This is a genomic window from Streptococcus salivarius (genome assembly GCF_000785515.1).
Taxonomy (GTDB): Bacteria; Bacillota; Bacilli; order Lactobacillales; family Streptococcaceae; genus Streptococcus; species Streptococcus salivarius.
Window position 1 is genome coordinate 1,012,843 of sequence record NZ_CP009913.1, and the last position, 14,538, is coordinate 1,027,380.

12 protein-coding genes are annotated in these 14,538 nt (G+C 40.2%); 11 read left to right on the top strand and 1 reads right to left on the bottom strand.

Annotated elements, in window-relative coordinates; translation table 11 throughout:
• Positions 1–6: 6 nt before the first annotated feature.
• Positions 7–2,691, top strand: a complete 2,685-nt coding sequence (locus SSAL8618_RS04965) for a cation-translocating P-type ATPase (RefSeq protein WP_038675897.1) — start codon at positions 7–9, stop codon at positions 2,689–2,691.
• Positions 2,692–2,800: 109 nt separating this feature from the next.
• Positions 2,801–3,547 carry an NADPH-dependent oxidoreductase gene (locus SSAL8618_RS04970; protein WP_038675899.1) on the top strand — a complete coding sequence of 249 codons (747 nt, stop codon included), beginning with the start codon at positions 2,801–2,803 and terminating at the stop codon, positions 3,545–3,547.
• Between the two features lie 25 nt (positions 3,548–3,572).
• Here the strand turns inward: SSAL8618_RS04970 and SSAL8618_RS04975 are convergent, their stop codons facing one another.
• On the bottom strand, positions 3,573–4,430 hold the full coding sequence (locus SSAL8618_RS04975) for a metallophosphoesterase (protein WP_038675900.1): 858 nt from the start codon (positions 4,428–4,430) through the stop codon (positions 3,573–3,575).
• A gap of 93 nt (positions 4,431–4,523) precedes the next feature.
• On the opposite strand from SSAL8618_RS04975, the gene queG reads away from it, so the two are divergent.
• The 9 genes from queG (at position 4,524) to SSAL8618_RS05020 (ending at position 14,502) form a co-directional block, all read left to right on the top strand.
• Positions 4,524–5,642: a tRNA epoxyqueuosine(34) reductase QueG gene (gene queG, locus SSAL8618_RS04980; RefSeq protein WP_038675902.1), complete on the top strand. Its 1,119-nt coding sequence runs from the start codon at positions 4,524–4,526 to the stop codon at positions 5,640–5,642.
• Positions 5,643–5,694: 52 nt separating this feature from the next.
• Positions 5,695–6,793, top strand: a protein-coding gene (prfB, locus tag SSAL8618_RS04985; protein WP_096833329.1) for a peptide chain release factor 2 whose coding sequence is annotated in 2 segments (ribosomal slippage) — positions 5,695–5,766 and positions 5,768–6,793 — 1,098 coding nt in all. Because the reading frame shifts where the segments join, the coding sequence is not laid out codon by codon here.
• An 87-nt stretch (positions 6,794–6,880) separates the two neighbouring features.
• Positions 6,881–7,573: a cell division ATP-binding protein FtsE gene (gene ftsE, locus SSAL8618_RS04990; protein WP_002885005.1), complete on the top strand. Its 693-nt coding sequence runs from the start codon at positions 6,881–6,883 to the stop codon at positions 7,571–7,573.
• On the top strand, positions 7,566–8,495 hold the full coding sequence (gene ftsX, locus SSAL8618_RS04995) for a permease-like cell division protein FtsX (RefSeq protein WP_003092823.1): 930 nt from the start codon (positions 7,566–7,568) through the stop codon (positions 8,493–8,495). Before ftsE ends, ftsX begins: the two co-directional genes overlap by 8 nt.
• Positions 8,496–8,649: 154 nt before the next feature.
• On the top strand, positions 8,650–9,132 hold the full coding sequence (locus tag SSAL8618_RS05000; protein ID WP_037597740.1) for an NUDIX hydrolase: 483 nt from the start codon (positions 8,650–8,652) through the stop codon (positions 9,130–9,132).
• A 9-nt stretch (positions 9,133–9,141) separates the two neighbouring features.
• A complete protein-coding gene (locus tag SSAL8618_RS05005; RefSeq protein ID WP_038675906.1) occupies positions 9,142–10,320 on the top strand; it encodes an AI-2E family transporter in 1,179 nt (392 codons plus the stop codon).
• Complete coding sequence (locus SSAL8618_RS05010; protein ID WP_038675907.1) at positions 10,310–11,539, top strand: tetratricopeptide repeat protein; 1,230 nt, start codon at positions 10,310–10,312, stop codon at positions 11,537–11,539. The genes SSAL8618_RS05005 and SSAL8618_RS05010 overlap by 11 nt, the downstream gene beginning before the upstream one ends.
• Before the next feature lie 121 nt (positions 11,540–11,660).
• Positions 11,661–12,218: a signal peptidase I gene (gene lepB, locus SSAL8618_RS05015; RefSeq protein WP_037597744.1), complete on the top strand. Its 558-nt coding sequence runs from the start codon at positions 11,661–11,663 to the stop codon at positions 12,216–12,218.
• Between the two features lie 157 nt (positions 12,219–12,375).
• A complete protein-coding gene (locus tag SSAL8618_RS05020) occupies positions 12,376–14,502 on the top strand; it encodes an N-acetylmuramoyl-L-alanine amidase (RefSeq protein ID WP_038675909.1) in 2,127 nt (708 codons plus the stop codon).
• The last annotated feature ends 36 nt before the right edge of the window (positions 14,503–14,538 follow it).

Below are 14,538 nucleotides of genomic sequence, written 5' to 3' on the forward strand. Positions count from 1 at the left end.
ATTATTTTGTCTAAAGAACAAAGTAAAGCCTTGTTTTACACACAAGGAGAGGAAGAAGTCCTAAAAAGCTTGGACACTTCTGTTGACGGTTTGTCTACTGCACAAGCCAAGGAACGTTTAGATGCCTACGGCTATAACGAGTTGGATGAAGGTGAAAAACGCAGCCTCTTGTCAAAATTCATCGACCAGTTTAAAGATTTGATGATTATCATCCTACTTGTTGCTGCGGCTCTTTCTGTTATTACAGAAGGTATGCATGGTTTGACTGATGCCTGCATTATTTTAGCCGTTGTTGTTTTGAATGCAGCCTTTGGTGTTTATCAAGAAGGACAAGCAGAAGCGGCTATTGAAGCCCTCAAAAACATGTCTAGCCCTATGGCTCGTGTGCGCCGTGATGGCCATGTCGTTGAAATTGATGCACGCGAATTAGTTCCAGGAGATATCGTCTTGCTTGAAGCAGGTGATGTCGTTCCTGCGGACATGCGTTTGCTCGAAGCAGCCTCACTTAAGATTGAAGAAGCTGCCCTTACAGGTGAATCCGTTCCGGTTGAAAAAGACGTTACCGAGGCGGTTGAAGCAGAGGCAGGTATCGGTGACCGTGTGAATATGGCTTATCAAAACTCGAATGTAACGTACGGTCGTGGTGCAGGTGTTGTGACCAATACAGGTATGTATACTGAGGTTGGTAAGATTGCGGATATGCTAGCCAATGCGGACGAATCCCAAACACCGTTGAAGCAAAGTTTGGAGCAACTATCTAAGACTTTAACCTATCTTATTGTCGCTATTGCTTTGGTAACATTCTTGGTTAGTGTCTTCATTCGTGGCGAACAGCCTCTTGAAGGTTTGATGGTTGCTGTTGCTCTTGCCGTTGCAGCCATTCCTGAAGGTTTACCTGCTATTGTAACCATTCTTTTGTCATTAGGTACAACAACTCTTGCCAAACGTAATTCGATTGTTCGTAAATTGCCAGCAGTTGAAACGCTTGGTTCGACTGAAATTATCGCTTCAGATAAGACTGGTACCTTGACCATGAACCAGATGACCGTTGAGAAGGTCTATACAAACGGTCAATTGCAAAGTGCTGATACAGAACTTGGTGCTGATAATACGACCCTTCGTATTATGAACTTTGCCAATGATACTAAGGTAGACCCAGACGGTAAACTAATCGGGGATCCTACTGAAACAGCCCTTGTTCAATTTGGTTTGGACCACAATTTTGATGTGCGTGACGTCTTGAAATCGGAGCCTCGTGTGGCAGAATTGCCATTTGACTCTGACCGTAAGCTCATGTCTACTATCCACAAAGAAGCGGATGGTACATACTTTGTAGCCGTTAAAGGTGCGCCTGACCAATTGCTCAAACGTGTGACTCGTATTGAAATCAATGGTGAGGTCCGTCCTATCACGGATGAAGACAAACAAGCTATCCTTGCGACTAATAAGGACTTGGCAAAACAAGCCCTTCGTGTCTTGATGATGGCTTATAAGACAACGAATGACATTCCTACCTTGGAATCTGCAGTTGTTGAGTCTGATTTGATTTTCTCAGGTTTGGTAGGTATGATTGACCCAGAACGTCCAGAAGCAGCAGAGGCTGTCCGTGTCGCTAAAGAAGCGGGGATTCGTCCAATCATGATTACTGGGGACCACCAAGATACAGCAGAAGCAATCGCTAAGCGTCTTGGTATCATTGATCCAAATGATACGGAAGATCATGTCTTTACTGGCGCTGAGCTTAATGAGCTTTCTGATGAAGAATTCCAAAAAGTCTTCAAACAGTACTCTGTCTATGCGCGTGTATCTCCTGAACACAAGGTTCGTATCGTTAAGGCTTGGCAAAATGATGGCAAGGTTGTTGCCATGACAGGTGATGGGGTTAATGATGCGCCTTCACTTAAGACAGCTGATATCGGTATTGGTATGGGAATCACAGGTACAGAGGTTTCTAAGGGAGCTTCAGATATGGTTCTTGCCGATGATAACTTTGCGACAATTATCGTTGCCGTAGAAGAAGGACGTAAGGTCTTCTCAAATATTCAAAAATCAATCCAATACCTCTTGTCAGCCAACATGGCAGAAGTCTTCATTATCTTCTTTGCCACACTATTTGGTTGGGATGTGCTTCAACCAGTACACCTTCTCTGGATTAACCTGGTCACTGATACACTTCCAGCTATCGCACTTGGGGTTGAGCCAGCTGAACCAGGTATTATGGCTCACAAACCTCGTGGTCGCCAATCAAACTTCTTTGATGGTGGTGTCTTCGGAGCGATTATGTATCAAGGTGTTTTCCAAACTATCCTTGTTCTTGCAGTATATGGTTGGGGTCTTGCCTTTCCAGAGCATCATACACAAGCAGAAATTCATGCGGATGCCCTTACAATGGCCTTTGCCACACTTGGATTAATCCAGTTGCTCCATGCCTTTAACGTTAAATCTGTTTATCAATCAGTCTTTAAAGTTGGTCTCTTTAGGAACAAGACTTTCAACTGGGCAATTCCAGTGGCCTTCGTTCTTTTGATGGCAACTATCGTAGTTCCTGGATTTAATAACCTTTTCCATGTGTCACACCTTAGTCTGACACAATGGCTTGCGGTTATTGTAGGTTCCTTCTTGATTGTGGTATTGGTTGAATTAGTCAAAGCTATTCAACGTGCCCTTGGTAAGGATAAAGACGCTATTTAAAACATAAAGTCAGAGATAATGGTCTCTGGCTTTTTCTTATCACATCTTGAATTCAGGAGAAGTCTTGTTTATAATTGAAGAGAAATGATCACAAGTTAAGGAGAAGGCCATGAACGAGACCATTAAGACACAACTCAATCACCGCAGCATCCGTCAATTTAAACCTCTAGCTTTGACACAGGAAGAAGTTGACCTTCTGGTTGATGTTGCCAGACATACGGCAACTAGTAATTTTAGACAATCCTATTCGATTATCAGTATTACTGATCAAAAATTGAAGGAAGAAATTGCTGAAATTGCGAATCAGCCTTATATTCCAAATGCTGGGCATCTTTTTGTCTTTGTTGTAGACCAAAGACGTAATACTTTGATTGCAGAGGCAAAGGGTGCTGAAGCCTTGGTGCAAGGTAGTCCCGAACGCTTTATCTCGGCCTTTTCAGATGCAATGATTGCTGCTCAAAATGTGGTAGTAGCTGCTGAGAGTTTAGGTATGGGAACAGTTTATTTGGGTAGTATCTTGAATGATAATGCCAAGCTTTCGGAGCTTCTCAAACTGCCTAAGTATGTCTATCCTGCAGTAGGCCTAGCAGTTGGTTGGCCAGATCAGGAACCACAGCTTAAACCTCGTTTGCCACGTCACGTTATCCATATGGAAAATTATTATCAGGATTTAGAAAATCCTTTAGAGGAGCTAAAAGATTACGATGCTGAAGTCCATGAGTATTACGACCTCCGCGATCTCAATAATAGAGTTGATGAATTTACGACTCAGATTGCTAAGACCATGGATAAATCAGTTGCTAACCGTGCTAATACCTTGAAGGACCTTCAAAAGCAGGGATTTTTCACCGACTAAAAAAACGACTCCCATAAGAGTCGTTCTACAAATCGAATAGTGTCATAGAGGAAAGGAACTCATTTGCTAGTTCCTTTTTTTCATACTCTAAAAACTCTTGTCGTTTCTTGACTAGGTTGTACCGTTTAGAGAGATTCCATGTTCCAGTAGGATTGAGTTCAGGGTGATTGGAAACAAAGTCAATGGTTAAGTCCCATTCTCGTCGGTATCCAAGAGGACGCGAGTGATAGGTTACACCGTCAATAGTTACCGTCCCATAACTGCGGTGGGCATGACCAAAAACAACATCTTTAACGCCATGTTTGACGAAAATCTGATGGAATTGTTCAGATCCCAAATAAGCGTTAAAAGGTTTAAAACGTTCGTGCGTCATGGTGAAACGACTATGAGGAACAAAATGCATGGCAACTATAAGGTTATTCGTGTCTAATTCACTTAAGATATTATCTAGCTTCTGGAGACTAGTTTGACAGATTTCGGGATCTGTACCCAATCGTTTAAGTCGTCGGTCGAACCAGAGTTGTTTCTTACGTTTAAGAATTTTATCCAATTTTTCATCAGAATAGGAATAATCATACCATCCATGAAAAGCCAATAAGGTCTTACTTCCTAAATCAATCACCTGAAAATCAAGATTATCAATAAGGTCATCCTCTAAATCAAGCATATCATGATTGCCTAAATTATAGGTAACCTTGACCGCCTTGGACAGTTTTCGTAGGAAAGGTTTCGTGTCGATATAATAATGGTTAGAAATATCACCAGCGATATGGAGATGACTAACTTCTTGATCTTTTAGGCACTTTATTAGAGTATCGATTTCATATGTTTCAAAGTGATTCAAATCAATATGTAAATCACTCATTACTGCAAGTCTTGTCATAGGAACATTGTAACAAAAAGGTTAAGGCTTGTCTCTAAATGAAGATGATGGAAAATACTTGCCCTTGGACTATATTTTCATTATGATAAGAATATGGATATCAAGTTAGAAATACAAAAGATGGCCAAGGAAATTGGCATTTCAAAAATTGGTTTTACAACCGCTGATGATTTTGCCTATCTGGAGAAATCCCTTCGACTTGGTGTCGAAGAAGGGCGAACAACAGGGTTTGAACATAAAAATATTGAAGAGCGTATTTATCCTAAGTTGACCTTAGAATCAGCTAAAACCATCATTTCCATTGCAGTAGCTTATCCGCATAAGTTGCCGCAACAGCCCCAAAAAACAGAATTTAAGCGGGGCAAAATCACTCCAAATTCGTGGGGGCTAGATTATCACTATGTTTTGCAGGACAAACTAAAACGCCTGGCAGAAGGTATTGAAAAACTGACGGAAAACTTCGAATATAAAGGTATGGTGGATACTGGAGCCTTGGTCGATACAGCAGTGGCCAAGCGAGCTGGAATAGGCTTTATCGGAAAGAATGGACTAGTGATTTCAAAAGAATACGGCTCCTACATGTATCTCGGTGAGCTTATCACTAATCTAGAGATAGAACCTGATCATGAAGTAGACTATGGCTGTGGGGATTGTCGTCGTTGTCTGGATGCCTGTCCGACATCCTGTCTCATTGGCGATGGGACTATGAATGCCCGTCGTTGCCTATCCTTCCAGACCCAAGATAAGGGGATGATGGATATGGAGTTTCGAAAGAAAATAAAGACTGTTATCTATGGCTGTGACATTTGTCAGATTTCCTGTCCATATAACAGAGGTATCGACAATCCTTTGGCTTCAGACATAGATCCTGAGCTTGCCATGCCCGAATTGCTTCCATTTCTTGAGCTGAGCAATAAGTCCTTTAAGGAGAAATTTGGTATGATTGCCGGTTCATGGCGAGGGAAGAATATTCTTCAACGTAATGCCATTATTGCCTTGGCCAACTTACATGATCGCAATGCTATTGTCAAACTGATGGAGATTATCGATAAGAATAATAATCCCATTCACACGGCAACTGCCATTTGGGCTCTCGGAGAGATTGTTAAGAAGCCTGATGAGGCTATGTTAGACTATATGCGGGAACTGTCACCTAAGGATGAAGAATCCCAAGCCGAGTGGGAGCTTGTGTGTGCAAAATGGCAAATTTAAGTGATTTATGCTAGAATTAAGCATAATACTATAAAATGGAGGAAACCTATCCATGGAAGTGGCAGAAATTCGCCAAAAAATCTCTGAAAATCAAGAGAAGCTCGTGAGCTTCGGGAGGTCTCTTTGACTTAGATCGTTTGGAAGAGGACATTGCGCTCCTTGAAAACCGAATGACTGAGCCAGATTTTTGGAATGATAATATTGCAGCTCAAAAGACTTCACAAGAGTTAAATGAGCTCAAAATGAAATACGAAACTTTCAACAATATGCAAGAACTCTCTGACGAGACAGAGCTTTATTTAGAAATGTTGGAAGAAGATGATAGTGTTCAAGAAGAGCTCGAAGAAACACTCGAAAAACTTGATAAGATTATGACAAGTTACGAGATGACACTGCTCTTGTCTGAACCATATGACCATAACAATGCCATTCTGGAAATTCACCCAGGCTCTGGTGGTACAGAAGCTCAGGACTGGGCTGATATGTTGCTCCGTATGTACCAACGTTATGGAAATGCCAAAGGGTTCAAGGTTGAGACTTTGGATTATCAGGCGGGGGATGAAGCTGGAATCAAATCTGTCACCCTTGCTTTTGAAGGACCTAATGCTTATGGTTTCCTCAAATCAGAAATGGGTGTCCACCGTTTGGTTCGTATTTCACCATTTGACTCTGCCAAACGTCGTCATACCTCATTTACATCTGTGGAAGTCATGCCTGAATTGGATGATACCATCGAAGTTGAAATCCGTGATGATGATATCAAGATGGATACATTCCGTTCAGGTGGTGCTGGTGGTCAGAACGTCAACAAGGTTTCAACTGGTGTGCGTTTGACCCACATTCCAACAGGTATTGTTGTAGCTTCAACGGTTGACCGTACACAATATGGGAACCGCGACCGTGCGATGAAGATGCTTCAAGCTAAACTCTATCAAATGGAGCAAGAAAAGAAAGCAGAAGAAGTGAATGCTTTGAAAGGTGATAAGAAAGAAATCACTTGGGGAAGCCAAATTCGCTCATACGTTTTCACGCCATATACCATGGTTAAAGATCACCGTACAGGCTATGAAGTTGCCCAGGTTGATAAGGTAATGGATGGGGATATTGAAGGCTTCATCGATGCCTACCTCAAGTGGCGCATGGAAGAATAGTAATAACATACTTATTTTAAGTATTAAGATACTCTATCTCAATGAAAGGAAGGCGTTCAGCTACTTTAGTAGTTGAATACTGACATTATGGCTCTTATTGAATTAAAAGATGTTACTAAGAAGTATGATAAGTCAACAACAGCCCTTAGACACATTGATTTGTCTGTTAACTCTGGGGAGTTTGTTTACTTAGTCGGCCCTTCTGGTGCTGGTAAATCAAGTTTAATTCGCTTGTTCTACCAAGAAGAAAAATTAACGAGTGGTTCTATGAAGGTTGGAGAGTTTGATTTAACTCGACTTCGTAAGAAAGACGTTCCACTCTTGAGACGTTCCATTGGAGTTGTTTTCCAGGATTATAAACTCCTTCCAAAGAAAACAGCTTTTGAAAATGTTGCTTATGCCATGGAAGTTATTGGTGAGAAACCTCGTCATATCAAGAAACGAGTGGCAGAAGTACTCGAGTTGGTTGGTCTTAAACACAAGATGCGTTCGTTCCCAAATCAGTTGTCTGGTGGTGAGCAACAGCGTGTTGCTATTGCGCGTGCTATCGTCAATAATCCAAAAGTGTTGATTGCAGATGAACCAACAGGGAACTTGGACCCAGAGATTTCATGGGAAATTATGCAAGTCCTTGAACGTATTAACTTGCAAGGGACTACCATTATAATGGCAACCCATAACTCAACTATCGTTAATAACCTTCGTCATCGTGTCGTAGCGATTGAAGAAGGACGTATTGTTCGTGATGAAGAGGAAGGAGAGTACGGTTACCATGATTAGACGCTTTTTCCGCCATTTAGGAGAATCGATTAAGAATCTCAAACGTAATCTATTGTCGACACTTACGGCAGTATTTTCGGTAATGATTGTTCTTTCACTTTTAGGTGTCTTTGGATCTGTTATCTTAAATACGCAGAAATTGGCTTCAGATATTGAAAAGAATATTCAGGTCAATGTCTACTTGGATCCTGATTCATCAGATGCCTCGAAAACAGTCAAAGAACTTTCTGGACAGATTGTTGCTAATAAAGACTACCATAAGATTTATGATGCTTTGACCAAAATCAAAGGTGTAGATAAGGTTACTTTCTCTAGTAAAGAAGAGCAAAAGAAACAACTGATTGAAACAATGGGTTCAAGTTTTGAGACAGCTACTGGAGATGCCAACCCTCTTTCAGATGTTTACATCGTCCAAACGAAATCACCAGATGATGTGAGTCGAGTTGCCAAGGAAGCAAAAGCCATTCAGGGTGTTGATAATGCTAACTTTGGTGGCTCAGATACTGAAATTCTGATGTCCACTATGAAACGTGTTCAATTTTGGGGAATCATTGCCACAGCACTCTTAACTATTGTGGCTGTCCTATTGATTTCAAATACCATCCGTATTACCATTATGTCACGTGCGACTGAAATTCAAATCATGCGTTTGGTAGGTGCTAAGAATTCATATATTCGTCGTCCCTACTTGATGGAAGGTGCTTGGATTGGAGCACTTGGTGCCATCATTCCTTCTGGGCTCATTTATCTTTTGTATCACATGGTTTACTCATCTTTGAATCCAGATTTTGTCAAAGGTGGTATTTCGATGTATGATCCAGAGTGGTTTGTCTATGCGGTTATCGGAACCCTCTTTGCAGTCGGTATTATTATCGGTTCGATTGGGTCACGTATGGCAATGCGCCGTTATTTGAAATACTAAGAGATTAAAGGAGAACTATTTTGGTTCTCTTTTTGTTTGTCCGGAGGTTCAGAAAAGCAGATTTTCAACTATATCTCAAAATCGTCTGCTCAAAGCCCAAATCCAATCCCATATTTGGTATAATATTTAAAAAACATTGGAAAAGAGATGCATTATGACAAAGTTAGCTACCATTTGTTATATTGACAATGGAAAGGAGCTTTTGCTCCTACATCGTAATAAAAAGCCTAATGATGTTCATGAAGGAAAGTGGATTTCTGTCGGGGGAAAACTAGAAGCTGGAGAGACACCAGATGAATGTGCTCGTCGTGAAATTCTCGAGGAAACACATTTTACAGTGACTGAGATGGATTTTAAAGGTATGATTACCTTTCCAGAATTTACCCCTGGTCATGATTGGTACACCTATGTCTTTAAGGTAACTGGCTTTGAAGGAGAACTCATCTCAGATGAGGAGTCTCGTGAAGGAACGCTTGAATGGGTACCATATGATGAGGTCTTATCTAAACCAACTTGGGAAGGTGACTATGAGATTTTTAAGTGGATCCTTGAAGATAGACCATTCTTCTCTGCAAAATTTAGCTACGATCGTAACCAGAACTTGGTAGATAAAACTGTAACATTTTATGATAAATAGGGAGGAACTATGAAGCGTAAAAAAACAGAAAATTTTTCAGAAACATGGTTTTTTAAGTGGATATTGAATAATCAGGCTGTCGTAGCTTTTTTCATCTTACTTTTGATTGGTTTGACGGTTTTTATTTTTACCAAGATTAGTCCCATTTTTTCACCCGTCATCCAGTTTATGACCATTATTATGTTGCCATTGGTTATTTCCATGCTCCTTTATTATTTAATAAAACCTTTGGTACTACTTGTAGAAAGAACGGGATTGAGTCGAACCATGTCTATCTTGGTCATCTACGCTATACTTGGCTTGCTCTTGGTTTGGGGGATTTCAACAGCTATTCCAAGCTTACAAAATCAAATTTTGATCTTGATACGAAATGCACCATCATATATTGCACGTGCCAATAGTGAAACGGAACGTTGGATTAATCTGCCTATTCTTTCTAACTTCCATGGTGATTTAGAGTCCATGCTTAGTGATTTCTCAGCGAGAATGGTCAATTATGCTGAGAACTTTTCTTCATCGGCTTTGACATGGGTTGGAACTTTTGCGAGCACAGTAGCAAGGGTGACAGTAGCTATCATTTTGGCACCTTTCATTCTCTTCTACCTTTTAAGAGATAGCCAAAAGATGAAACATAGCTTTGTCTCAGCCTTACCAACTCGCTTTCGTGAAACTACTGTTCGTATGCTTTCAGATATTAATAGTCAGCTCGAAGGGTATGTTCAAGGCCAGGTTACAGTCGCTATTGTTGTTGCCATCATGTTCTGTATTATGTTTAAGATTGTAGGTCTTCGATATGGTATGACTTTCGGTATTATGGCAGGTTTTCTAAACATGGTTCCTTATCTGGGAAGCTTTCTTGCTATGGTACCAGTTATAATCATGGGACTGGTGCAAGGACCCGCTATGTTGATCAAGGTCCTCATCATTTTCTTCATTGAGCAAACTATTGAGGGACGTTTTGTTTCTCCACTCGTTTTGGGGAATAAACTAAGTATTCACCCGATTACCATTATGTTCATTCTCTTGACAGCAGGTTCTCTTTACGGTGTTTGGGGCGTCTTATTGGGGATTCCAATTTATGCCTCTGTCAAGGTTGTTGTTAGAGAGATTTTTGATTGGTACCGTTCTGTAAGTAATCTTTATCAAGATGATTTAGAAAATGAAGGACAAAAAGACGATGTTAAATAGTGAAAAAATGGTTGCCTCTATTGGAAACCAAGATTTAGACCACGCAGACAAATATTTTAAAAAAGCTTTACGAGAGGACCCTGCAGAGGTTCTTGTTGAGTTGGGCCAATACTTAGAATCTATTGGTTTCTTACCACAGGCACAGGAAATTTATGAAAAAGTTCGCTTTGATTTTCCAGAGGTTAATGTCAATCTAGCACAAATTGCTGCCGAAGATGGTGATATTGAAGAGGCTTTTCTCTATTTGGATGTCATACCTGAAGAATCTGACGACTATTTGTCTGCTTTAATTGTAAAGGCTGACCTCTACCAAATGGAGGGCTTAACTGATGTGGCACGTGATAAGTTGTTGGAGGCAAGTCAATTATCAGATGACTCATTGATTATTTTTGGTTTGGCTGAGATGGAGTTTGAACTTGGAAATTTTGAACAAGCAATTCATTACTATGCTAAATTAGATAATCGTGACCTTCTTGCGATGACTGGCGTTTCTACTTATGAACGCATTGGTAAGGCTTATGCCAGTCTTGGAAAGTTTGAAGCTGCTCGTGAATTTTTGGAAAAAGCTATTGAAATTGAGTATGATGATACCGTTGCTTTTGAGTTAGCCACTTTGCTCTATGATCAAGAAGAGTATCAAAAAGCTAATTTTTACTTTAAGCAGATAGAAACCATGTCTTCTGACTTCGAAGGTTATGAGTATATTTACGCCTTGTCGTTACATGCAGAACATAAAACCGAAGAAGCTTTACGAATGGCACAACAAGGGATTTCTAAAAATGCCTTTGATGTTCAATTACTTTTGCTAGCGTCACAGTTATCCTACGAGTTGCATGACACTCAATCTGCTGAATCTTATTTGAAGCAAGCCTTGCCATTGGCTGAGGACCAAGATGAGATTATCTTACGTTTAAGTACGCTCTATTTGGAAGAAGAACGTTACGAGGATCTAGTGGCTTTAGCCGATTATGAAGTTGATTCTGTTTTGGCTCGTTGGAACATTGCCAAGGCCTACCAAGCACTTGATGATGAAGAAGAAGCTTTTCAAATCTATCAAGATTTGGCTAAAGATTTATCTGAAAATCCTGAATTCCTCCATGATTATGCATATATTTTGCGTGAATTTGGTTACAGGGATCAGGCGCGTGCAACGGCTGAAAAATACCTTGCTTTAGTTCCAGATGATGTCAATATGCAAACATTTTTTGAGGACTATTAAGCTGTGAAACGTTTTAATCATTGGTTTTAAGAGAGGGAGAGATACATTGAGCTTGCTCACTCCCTCTTTTTTTATTTCTCTATTTATGTTATGATTTTATTAGAACCCATAAGGAGTGAGTATGGTTAAGAGAGATTTAATTCGAAATATTATCATAGCAGTTCTTGCCATTGTAGTGATTTTGTTGTTGAGAGCTTTTGTCTTCTCAACACACCGTGTGACTGAAGGTCAGGCTAATGACTATATTCATGCTGGTGACTATGTTACTTTCAATAAAAATGTTGAGCCTCAGAAAAAAGATTTTATTCTTTATACAGTTAATGGTAAAGAATACATTGGGCGTGTTATTGCTGATGAGGGTAAGAGCGTGACAGCTATGGATGATTTCCTTTATGTTAATGATAAGTCAGTTGACGAAGCCTATATTAGTAAGGGTAAATCAGCTTATTTAGCGACAGTTTCACCTGGGAATTTCTTCACTGATGATTTTTCCATTGCAACATTGACAGATAATAAACAAACTAAGATTGAAAAGGGGCAGTACCTTGTACTGAACGATAATCGTCGTAATACAGATGATAGTCGTAAGTTTGGTCTCATTGACAAAGATCAAATTAAAGGTGTTATCTCTTTCAGATTGTATCCTCTATCACGTTTTGGTTTCGTTGATGTCGATTAATATTTCAATACTACTAAAAAAGCTAGGAACTTTTGATAAGTTTCTAGCTTTTTTTGCGAATAAATTGGTGATGGTTCATATTATGACGTTATGATACTGATAGTTTCATCGTTTTAAAATGAATTAGCAGAAATTGTAAGTAGAGAAGGAAATTAAGATGCAATTAGGATTTCATTTTGGATTTAAGAAAAGTAAAGCTTATGGATTGTGCGGTGTCATGCTGACAATCTTATTTTTAGGAATGTCTGGTCATTCGGCGAAAGCAGATGAGATGTTGTCGTCAATTGATACTTCTCAATCTTTGAAAGAAAGTACTGATAATCATACGGCAAGCTATTCTGAAGTAGGAGTACACGATGATTCAATGAGTCAAATGAATCTACAAAGTGAAGAGGTATTAGAGGAGAAGCAAACAAGTCTGAAAGATTCTTCAAAAATAGCTGTCTTAACCAATAGTTCTGTGGCCACAAGCTCTTATCAAGAGGCAGATGATATTAGCGAAATTGACCAGAATCAACGTCATTTTCTTAGTGCTATTAAGCAAGGAGCCATGGATGGAGCCAAGGAAGGAATCCTTCCATCTATCACGGCAGCGCAAGCTATTCTAGAAAGTGGTTGGGGAAGCTCTGAACTTGCTAAGGTTCCCAACAATAATCTTTTTGGCATTAAAGATTCAGAGGACTGGCATGGAGAAATAGTAACTGTACCTACACAGGAATATCTTAATGGTGACTATATCACAGTCAATGCTGCTTTTCGAAAATATGCCTCATGGAATGATAGTGTAGTAGACCATGCAAAATTTTTCACGAGTACCGAGTGGCGAAAAGACAATTATCGAAAAGTTGTGAATGAAACAGATTATCGCATTGCGGCTCAGGAACTGAAGAATGCAGGATATGCGACAGATCCAAATTATCCCGGAAAACTTATCCGTTTAATTGAAGCCTATAAACTTTATGAATGGGATGCAGTGAGCAATACGACTAACTCCGTCCAAGAAAATGAAGGAGTAGAGAGCCCAAATCCCAAAGCCGACCTTGCCATCACTGCTCTCAACAATGCTACTGGTAGCTATGATCTTGTTATCTCAAACTTGATTGCGCCACGTGGTTTCAAAGAAGTTCTAGTTCCAACCTGGTCAGAAAAGAATGGTCAAGATGATATCATCTGGTACAAGGCAGCTAAGCAAGCTAATGGAGATTATAAGGTAACCGTTCGCTCAAGCAATCATAAGGGAGATAGCGGCCTTTATAATTCTCATGTCTATTTGGTTGACAATGATGGTAAATTCATTGGCCTAGGTGGCAAACAAGTGACACTTGATATCACTAAAACTCAAGGAACATTGACTATTGCCAATAATGATAAAAATCGTGGAACTTTTGACGTTCTTATCACCAATCTGACGAATTCAAGCGGTATTTCAGGTGTGGTAATACCTGTTTGGTCTGAGCAAAATGGTCAGGATGATCTTGTTTGGCATAATACTACAAAGCAGGAGGATGGTTCCTACAAGGTGACTATTTCAGCCAGTCAGCACAAGTGGAATTCAGGCAAGTATATCGTTCATGGCTATATTGTTGATGCTTCTGGTAAGAATATTGGCTTTGGCGCTACCTCAGCTGATGTGGTAGCACCTAAGAAAATCGGTTCGGCATCAAGAGGAAACTACGATGTTTTAAATAAGGTTGTCTATCTAGATGCTGGCCATGGTGGCTATGATCCAGGAGCTTCGTACTTTGGTATTTCTGAAAAGAGCTTGACCTTGGCTATACAAAGCCGAGTTAAGGCCAAATTAGAAGCAGAAGGCTATCAAGTTGTGACCACACGTACCAGCGATACCTATGTCGATTTGACGGATCGCTCTCGTGCAGCTAATGCCTCTGAATCAGATATCTTCGTAAGTATCCACATCAATGCTTCAGGCAGTTCAGCAGCACAGGGAATCGAGACTTATTATTACCAACCTTATGCAGAATACCCATCACGTATTAATGCGACCTACCATGCTAATCCGACGCGATTGAGCATGAGTGACACTTTGGCCAATGCCATCCAGTCCAGCCTTATTAATGCGACTGGCGCTCAGAATCAGGGCGTGAAACGTCAAACCTTTGCAGTCTTGCGTGAAACAACGGCGCCAGCAGTTCTCCTTGAACTTGGCTTCTTGTCAAATCCTCAAGAAGCCGCTCGCTTGAATACCTCTGCTTATCAAGAGACTTTAGCTAACGCAATTGTGGCAGGGATTAAGTCTTACTACGAAAAAGAATCTAAAGTTTAAGTTATACGGTTAACCCATCAATATGATGGGTTTTTA

What these genes read in the sequence shown, in the direction of transcription:
- SSAL8618_RS04970 (WP_038675899.1), top strand. Translation starts at nt 2,801, where the DNA reads ATGAACGAGACCATTAAGACACAACTCAATCACCGCAGCATCCGTCAA.
- SSAL8618_RS04975 (WP_038675900.1), bottom strand. Translation starts at nt 4,430, where the DNA reads ATGACAAGACTTGCAGTAATGAGTGATTTACATATTGATTTGAATCAC.
- queG (WP_038675902.1), top strand. Translation starts at nt 4,524, where the DNA reads ATGGATATCAAGTTAGAAATACAAAAGATGGCCAAGGAAATTGGCATT.
- ftsE (WP_002885005.1), top strand. Translation starts at nt 6,881, where the DNA reads ATGGCTCTTATTGAATTAAAAGATGTTACTAAGAAGTATGATAAGTCA.
- ftsX (WP_003092823.1), top strand. Translation starts at nt 7,566, where the DNA reads ATGATTAGACGCTTTTTCCGCCATTTAGGAGAATCGATTAAGAATCTC.
- SSAL8618_RS05000 (WP_037597740.1), top strand. Translation starts at nt 8,650, where the DNA reads ATGACAAAGTTAGCTACCATTTGTTATATTGACAATGGAAAGGAGCTT.
- SSAL8618_RS05005 (WP_038675906.1), top strand. Translation starts at nt 9,142, where the DNA reads ATGAAGCGTAAAAAAACAGAAAATTTTTCAGAAACATGGTTTTTTAAG.
- SSAL8618_RS05010 (WP_038675907.1), top strand. Translation starts at nt 10,310, where the DNA reads ATGTTAAATAGTGAAAAAATGGTTGCCTCTATTGGAAACCAAGATTTA.
- lepB (WP_037597744.1), top strand. Translation starts at nt 11,661, where the DNA reads ATGGTTAAGAGAGATTTAATTCGAAATATTATCATAGCAGTTCTTGCC.
- SSAL8618_RS05020 (WP_038675909.1), top strand. Translation starts at nt 12,376, where the DNA reads ATGCAATTAGGATTTCATTTTGGATTTAAGAAAAGTAAAGCTTATGGA.